This is a genomic window from Actinokineospora sp. NPDC004072 (assembly GCF_053604195.1).
Window position 1 is genome coordinate 129097 of the sequence record NZ_JBSGHB010000003.1, and the last position, 7170, is coordinate 136266.

General features: G+C 75.4%; 7 protein-coding genes. All 7 read right to left on the minus strand.

Going from position 1 to position 7170, the window contains the following annotated elements; genetic code table 11:
* Entirely contained in the window at positions 1 to 1395 is a 1395-nt protein-coding gene (locus ACWEPX_RS05395; protein ID WP_451895863.1) for a hypothetical protein, read from the minus strand.
* Positions 1396 to 1405: 10 nt separating this feature from the next.
* Positions 1406 to 1978, minus strand: a complete 573-nt coding sequence (locus ACWEPX_RS05400; RefSeq protein ID WP_451895864.1) for a DUF3558 family protein — start codon at positions 1976 to 1978, stop codon at positions 1406 to 1408.
* Between the two features lie 4 nt (positions 1979 to 1982).
* Positions 1983 to 2351, minus strand: coding sequence for a PE domain-containing protein (locus tag ACWEPX_RS05405; RefSeq protein ID WP_451895865.1), 369 nt, complete (start codon positions 2349 to 2351; stop codon positions 1983 to 1985).
* Positions 2352 to 2451: 100 nt separating this feature from the next.
* Positions 2452 to 3000, minus strand: a complete 549-nt coding sequence (gene hpt / locus ACWEPX_RS05410; RefSeq protein WP_451895866.1) for a hypoxanthine phosphoribosyltransferase — start codon at positions 2998 to 3000, stop codon at positions 2452 to 2454.
* 27 nt (positions 3001 to 3027) lie between these two features.
* The gene (tilS, locus tag ACWEPX_RS05415; RefSeq protein WP_451895867.1) at positions 3028 to 3966 is read right to left on the minus strand and encodes a tRNA lysidine(34) synthetase TilS; all 939 of its coding nucleotides are present in this window, start codon (positions 3964 to 3966) and stop codon (positions 3028 to 3030) included.
* Positions 3963 to 5036: a zinc-dependent metalloprotease gene (locus ACWEPX_RS05420; protein WP_451895868.1), complete on the minus strand. Its 1074-nt coding sequence runs from the start codon at positions 5034 to 5036 to the stop codon at positions 3963 to 3965. Before ACWEPX_RS05420 ends, tilS begins: the two co-directional genes overlap by 4 nt.
* Positions 5033 to 6289, minus strand: a complete 1257-nt coding sequence (dacB, locus tag ACWEPX_RS05425) for a D-alanyl-D-alanine carboxypeptidase/D-alanyl-D-alanine endopeptidase (RefSeq protein ID WP_451895869.1) — start codon at positions 6287 to 6289, stop codon at positions 5033 to 5035. Before dacB ends, ACWEPX_RS05420 begins: the two co-directional genes overlap by 4 nt.
* Between the last annotated feature and the right edge of the window lie 881 nt (positions 6290 to 7170).

Here is a 7170-nt window from a genome sequence, read left to right on the forward strand (position 1 = left end):
TCAGCCCCCGATGACGGGCGGCGCGGTGATCTGGTCGGTGCCGAAGGTGTCCTCCGGGTCCGGCTCGACCAGGTAGGACGCCCGCTGGTGCTCGGTGTCCTCCTCACCCTGGCCGCCGCGGCCGCCGCCGCCCGCGCCCATGCCCGCGCCGCCGCGGCCACCCGCGCCCGCGCCGGGGCCGCCGGGCCGTCCGCCCGCCGGGCCGCCGCCCTGGCCCATGCCGCCCATGCCCGCCGCGCCTGCGCCGGGACGCGGGCCCGCGCCCTGGCCTGCGCCGCCTGCGCCGGAGGGGCCGCCGCCGAACGGGCCGCGCGGCCCGCCCATCGGGGGCCTGCCGCCCGTCGGGCCGGTCGGGCCGCTGGTGACCGGGCCGAACGGGCTGGGGCCGGTCGGGCTCGGCTGCGGGGCCGGGGTGGGGCCGGGGTTGACGGTGACCGGGGGCTGCACCGGGGTGTGCGACGGCGGGGTGTAGCCGGACTGGTCGGTGCTGGTGTCGATGCCGTCGTAGCCGGGCATCGGGACGACGCTGCCCGGGTTGCTCGGGCCGTGGCCGGGGATGAACCCGGGCCTGCTGTCGAGGGAGCCGGTGTCCCCGCGCGGGGTGAACCGGTCGCCGCTGCCGACGCCGCTGTAGGTGACCCGCGTGCCGTCCTGGTAGCCCTGGCCGCGCCCGGTGTCGGTGCTGCTCGGCGGCGGCGGCACGAACGTCGGCGTGCGCGCGTCGATCTCGGCCATCGTGGTGGTGTAGTTCGTCAGGTACTTGACCTGCTCGGCCTTGACCTCGCGGGCGTGCTGCTCCTTGGCCTGCAGGTCGGCCATGCCCGCCACCGGGTTGGGGTTGGCCAGCGCCTTGGTCAGCTCGGCGTCGCGGTCGAACTCCACCGGCTCGGGCAGGTTGCGCACGGTGGCCGCGGCCATCGCCTGGTCGGACATCGCGGTGCCCATGTACTGGGCGGAGACCCCGGCCTGGCCGGTGCGCAGGGCCAGCGGACGCAGCGCGCCGCGGGCGGCCTCGGCGGCCTCGCCCTGCCAGGCGTGCTCCAGGCTGGTCACCGCGTCGAGCAGCCGGTTGGCGGCCTCGGCCAGGCGGTTGCCGCCCTCGGTGAAGCCGCGGCCGAGGCCGTCGGCGCTGGTGGGCACGTTCTTCTCGGTGCCAGCGGCGTACAGCTCGGTGCTGGTGCGGCTGGCCCAGTTCTGCGGGACGACCACCCGGTCGTCGCCGATCTCGACGTGCCCGGCGAGCTGCTCGCGCTGGTACTCGGCGATGCTCTGCTGCAGCTCGGCGTTGGTGGAGCGGTCCTCGTCGGGCATGTTCCGCATGGCGATCGAGATGTCGTCAGCCCGGTCGCCCGCGTACTCGTGCGTGTCGTAACGCGGCTGATCACCGTTAGGCATGTCCTGCCCCCTAGCCCTTCACCTTGGGTATGACGATTCCGGCGACCTGTTTCGCCACATCGCACGTGTCGTAGCCCTTGCCGCGCCCGGCGGAGAGCACGCCGACGCCGAAGGTCATGGCCGAGCGGTCGTCGTTGAGCTTGACCCGCACCAGGCACAGCTCGCTCTTCTCGGCGGTCTTGGTCAGCACCGCGGGCGTCCCGGCCACCTCGATCTCCGAGGTGCTCCCGTCGGTGGGCCGCACGCCTGCCGCGTCGAGCATGAAGTCGATGGTGATGCCGAGGTCGCCGCCCCACTGGCACTGCTCGGAGCCGGTGGTGATGCTGTTGCCCGGCCGCGGGTTGGCCGAGCCGAACTCCGCGGCCTCGGCCGGGGTCAGCAGCTCGCACAGCTCGTCGCGCTGGTACCGGACCTCCCGGTCGGCCTGCGTCGTCGTGGTGGCGGGGGCGGCCGTCGTGGTCGCCTCGGCCGGAGCGGTGGCGGGTGCGGTGGTGGTGGGCGCGGTGGTCGGGGTCCCCGGCTCGGCGCCGCAGGCGGCCAGGGCCGCCAGCAGCGCCACCATCACCACCGGTGTGCTGCGCACGGGCTCAGCCCCGGACCCGCGCCGCGTTGCCGTAGTCGGTGTCCTTGTAGTTCGCGATCGCCTGGTTCAGCGCGCGCTCGGCCTGGTCGGTCTGGTCGAGCAGCTGGCGGACCAGGTGCAGGAAGGAGTCGCCGGAGCCGTCGAAGCGCTCCATCGACTTCTTGGCCATCGCGGTGCCGACGGGGTTGGCCCCGATCTGCACCTCCTGGCCCGCCGCGTCGGCGCTCTGCAGCAGCAGGGACAGCTCGTCGCGGACCGCGCCGATCTCCTTGATCGCCGCCTGGGCCGCGTCCGGGTCCACCGCGACCATGCCGCTGGCCGCGGCCCCCGCGAAGGCGCCGACGGCGCCGCCGATGCCGGTTGCGTCGTACACGTCTGCTCTCCCTGGTCCCCGTCGGCTGCTCACCCGCAGCAGTTGATCCGCAGGCTAACGCACCTGGGTGCACCCGGTCAGGCGATCAGGGGAACTCGGACTACGAGGTGTAGACCCGCGGGTCGAGGGTGCCGATGTAGGGCAGGTCGCGGTAGCGCTCGGCGTAGTCGAGGCCGTAGCCGACGACGAACTCGTTCGGGATGTCGAAGCCGACGTACTTCACCGGCACCTCCACCTTCACCGCGTCCGGCTTGCGCAGCAGGGAGCAGACCTCCAGCGAGCGCGGGTTGCGCGAGGCGAGGTTCTTCAGCAGCCACGACAGGGTCAGGCCGGAGTCGATGATGTCCTCGACGATCAGCACGTCGCGGCCCGCGATGTCGCGGTCGAGGTCCTTGAGGATCCGCACGACGCCCGAGGAGGAGGTCGCCGAGCCGTAGGAGCTGACCGCCATGAACTCCAGCTGCACGGGGACCGGCAGCGCGCGGGCCAGGTCGGTCATGAACATGACCGCGCCCTTGAGGACGCCGACCAGCACGAGATCGGACGGGGTGTCGGCGTAGTCGGCCCCCACCTGCTTGGCCAGCTCGGTGATCTTCTCGTCGATCTGGTCCCGGCTGATCAGCACGGAGGCGATGTCACCGTCGTACACAGTGGTCCTTCACTCGGGTCGGCGCCGTCAACTCGGCCGTTCGCAGCTCAGCCTGCCATGCGCGCGGCGCGCCACAAAGCCGCCGGGGAGCGCGACGCCGCGCTGACCGCGCCAGTCGCCGACGAGGTCGTCGCAGGCGCGCAGGTGCGCATCGGTCAGCTCCGGGACGCCGCGGCCCAGCAGCCACGTCCGCAGCACCCGCCTGCGCAGCGCGGGCGGGGCCCCGGTGAGTTCGGCCACAATCAGCCCATCGGGGTCGCCCGCGCGGGTGAGCAGGGTCGCGGCGAGGTCGTCCAGGGCGGCCAGGTCCTCGCGCAGCTGGGCCGCGGTGCGGGCCAGCGCGGCGGCGACCCCGCCCTGCAGGACCTCCTCCATCAGCGGCAGCACCTCGGTGCGCAGGCGGACCCGGGTGAAGCGCGGGTCGGCGTTGTGCGGGTCCTGCCAGGGGGTGAGCCCGAGCGCGGCGCAGGCGGCCGCGGTGGTCGCGCGCGGCAGGTCGAGCAGCGGGCGGCCCCACGGCGGGTCCAGCGGGCGCATCCCGGCGATGGACCGCGGCCCCGACCCGCGGCCGAGCCCGAGCAGCACGGTCTCGGCCTGGTCGTCGCGGGTGTGGCCGAGCAGCACCAGCCCGTCGCCCGCCGCCGCCCGCAGCGCCGCGTACCGGGCCCGGCGGGCCGCCGCCTCGATCCCGCCCGGGCCGCTCACGGTCACCTGGACGACCCGCGCGGGCACGTCGATCCCCGCGAGCTGGTCCACCACGCGCGCGGCAACCTCGGCCGAGCCCGGCTGGAGGCCGTGGTCGACGACGACCGCCTCGACCGGGCGCAGGTGGGCGGCCGCGGCGGCCAGCGCGAGCGAGTCCGCGCCCCCGGAGACCGCGACCACGACCCGCCCCGGGTCGGCGCGGCGCAGCAGGGCGCGCACCGCCCGGCGGACGTCGGCGACCGCGGGATCGGGCCCGCTCACGCCACCCGGCGCAACCAGGCGTCCGGCTCGCCCAGCTCGGCGCGCAGCGGCAGGGTCTCGGCCGACTCCCAGACGCGGTTGAACCCGGCCATCCCCACCGCGTCCACCACGTGCTTGGTGAACTTCGCGCCCACCGCGTACTGCTTCATCTTCGCGTCGACGCCCAGCAGCGAGCGCAGCACGCGGTCGAGCACGCCGCCGCCGCGCCTGCGGGCGGTGAACCGCCGCCGGATGGTGGCGACGCTGGGCACCACGCCCGGGCCCACGGCGTCCATCACGTGGTCGGCGTGGCCCTCCAGCAGCGTCGACAGCGCGATCAGCCGGTCGAACGCGGCGCGCTGGGCGGGCGACTGCAGCAGCTCCACGATCGCCAGCGGCCCGGTCGACGCGGTGGGGTCCGGGCGCGAGCGGGCGGCCTTGAGCACCTCGGGCAGCCGCGACAGCAGGCCGCTCGCCTCGTCCTCCAGCCCGGCGATGAACCCGGCCACCTGGCCGCGGAAGTAGTCGGCCAGCCACGGCACGGCGGTGAACTGGAGCCGGTGGGTGCTCTCGTGCAGGGCGACCCACAGCTGGAAGTCCGCGGGCGGCACGTCGAGGACCTGCTGGGCGGCGACGATGTTCGGGGCGACCATCATCAGCCTGCCGTCCGCGCCGCCGTAGGGGTCGTACTGGCCGAGCACGCGGCTGCCCAGGTAGGCCAGCACCATCCCGGCCTGCACGCCCGCGCTGCCCGACAGCACCCCGCCGACCTTGCCCGAGCGCGACGGCAGCGCGCCCTCGGTCAGCACGGCGATCCCCTGGGCGGCGGCCTCGATCCAGCCGTCGCGGTCGACCACGTCGCCCTCGCGCACCGGCAGCCCGTGGCCCATCCCGGTCAGCCCGCGCACGTGCTCCTCGGCGACGACGGTCGCCGCGCGCAGGTCGGCCACGGTGCGCTCGGCCTCGGCCAGCGGCACGACCGGCCCCGGCCGGACCAGCCGCTTCGCCGTCGCGGTGGCGAGGTCCCAATCGACAGGCGCCTGCCCGGTCCGGGTAACGGGGTTCACATCGGCCAACGCTACCCCCTTCATCGACAGCCGCACCCACGCAAAGCCGCGGCGACGGCGTCCAGCGCGGGGCGGGCGTCGGCGGGGTTGGTGCCGTTGGACATCAGGGCGAACACCAGCAGCCGCCCGTCGCTGTCGAGCACGACCCCGGCCAGCGAGTTCACCGCCGACAGCGTGCCGGTCTTGGCCCTGACCCAGCCCTTGCCCGCCGCCGACGGGCCGTCGAGGTAGCGCTTGTTGAGGGTGCCGTTGCCGCCCGCGACCGGCAGCCCGGCCAGCAGCGGCCGCAGCTTGGCCGTCCGCGGGTCGGCGCCGTCGGGCGCGGCCGCGGCCTTGAGCACCTCGCCGAGCAGCGCGGCGGTGACCCGGTTCTCCGTCGACATGCCGCTGCCGTCGCGCAGGACGAGCTGGTCGACGTCGAAGCCGTTCTCGCGCAGCACGTTCGCCACGGCGGTGGTCGCGCCCGCGAAGGAGGGCTCCTGGCCGGTGGCGATGGCCAGCTCGCGGATCAGGGTGTCGGCCAGGACGTTGTCCGAGCGCTGCACCGCGGTGTGGACGAGCTCGACGATCGGCGCGGACTCGACCTGGCCGAGGACCCTGGCGTCGGGCTTGGCGGTGGCCAGAGCGTCCGCGGGCACCCGCGCGCCGATCCGCTTGGCGAACTCCTCGGCGAGCGCCCGGCCCGGGTTGCCCGACCGCGGGCTGACGGCCTCCGTCGGGTCCTGCCTGGCCGCGTCCATCATCGCGGGCACGATCGGGGTGATGTGGCCTGCGGGGACGTCCTCGGGCAGCCACCCGGGCGCGAGGCCCTCCCCGGTGTACCGGGTGAGGTCGACCAGCACGGTGTCGACGGGACCGGCGGCCTTGACCTGCTTGACCAGCTCGTCGAGGTGGGGAGCGCCCGGAAAGACGGACTCCTCGCCCACGGGCAGCGACGACAGCGTGGGGTCGCCACCCCCGACGATGATCACCGTTCCCGGCTCGTCCCCCGCGACGACCTTGGTGACCAGCCGGTCGGTGTGCGGGAGGGTGAGCAGCACGGCGGCCGTGCTGAGCAGCTTGGTGGTCGACGCGGGGACCAGCGGCGTGCCGGGGTTCCGGCTGAACAGCGCCTGCCCGCTCACCGGATCGATGACGACCCCGGTGAGGGTGCCGAGATCGGGGTCGGCAGCAGGCCCGGCCAACGCCTTGGCCACCCCCTGCGCACTCGGCGGAGCCCCCTCCACCGGCCCCCCGAGCACCGGCTCGAACCGCACCGCCGCAGGCGGCGGCGCCACCGCAACCCCCTCCCCACCCCTCAACCCCAACCGCTCCGCAACCCCAGGCACCCCGAACACAACCCCCGCAGCCACCGCAACCACCACCACAACCGCAACCCCCACCATCACCCCAACCCGCCGCCTGCGACCCCCCTCCCCAGGGGGGCCATCCCCACTCGCTCCACCCTGCTCACCAGCCACCCCCCGGCGCCCCTGACCACCGGCGCCCACCCCAGCCCGATCACCCGCACCATCCCGGCGCCCCTGATCACCCGCACCATCCCTGCGAACCCCAGCTTGATCACCGGTACCCGCCCCAACCCGGCGCGCCTCACCCTGATCACCGGCCAGCGCGCCACCACCGCGCACCCCGGCTGCCGGAGCACCCGCGACAGCTCCATCCCGGCGCGCCCCAGCCGCCCGATCGCCAGCAACCATCCCATCCCGGCGCGTCCCGGCTTGATCTCCGGACACGGGCTCATCCCGCCGTGCCCCACCTGCGCGGCCCGAGCGCTCCACCTGCCCCTCAGCCGCGAGGCCCGAGCGCTCCCCCTGCGCCTGCCGCTGAGCCGAGCCCATCTCGCCAACCCGCTCCCCCGGCGCAGACCCGCCATCCCCGGGCCGCCGAGGCCCGGGACCGGCACCCGGCCGGTCCCCCTGCTGAGGCGCACCGTCACCCGGCCTCCGAGCCCCGAACGGATCACCCGGCCGCCCGCCCTGCTGGGGACCAGCAGGGCCCCAGGGGCCACCTTGCCGCGGCTCTCCAGACGGAACCCGCGGCCCCGGCGCCCCACCGGGGCCTCCCGGCCGCCCGCCCTGCTGGGGACCAGCAGGGCCCCAGGGGCCACCTTGCCGCGGCTCTCCAGACGGAACCCGCGGCCCCGGCGCCCCACCGGGGC

Bases quoted from the DNA above. Each gene is read 5' to 3' on its own strand.
- ACWEPX_RS05395 (WP_451895863.1), bottom strand. From the start codon at position 1,395: ATGCCTAACGGTGATCAGCCGCGTTACGACACGCACGAGTACGCGGGC.
- ACWEPX_RS05420 (WP_451895868.1), bottom strand. From the start codon at position 5,036: ATGAAGGGGGTAGCGTTGGCCGATGTGAACCCCGTTACCCGGACCGGG.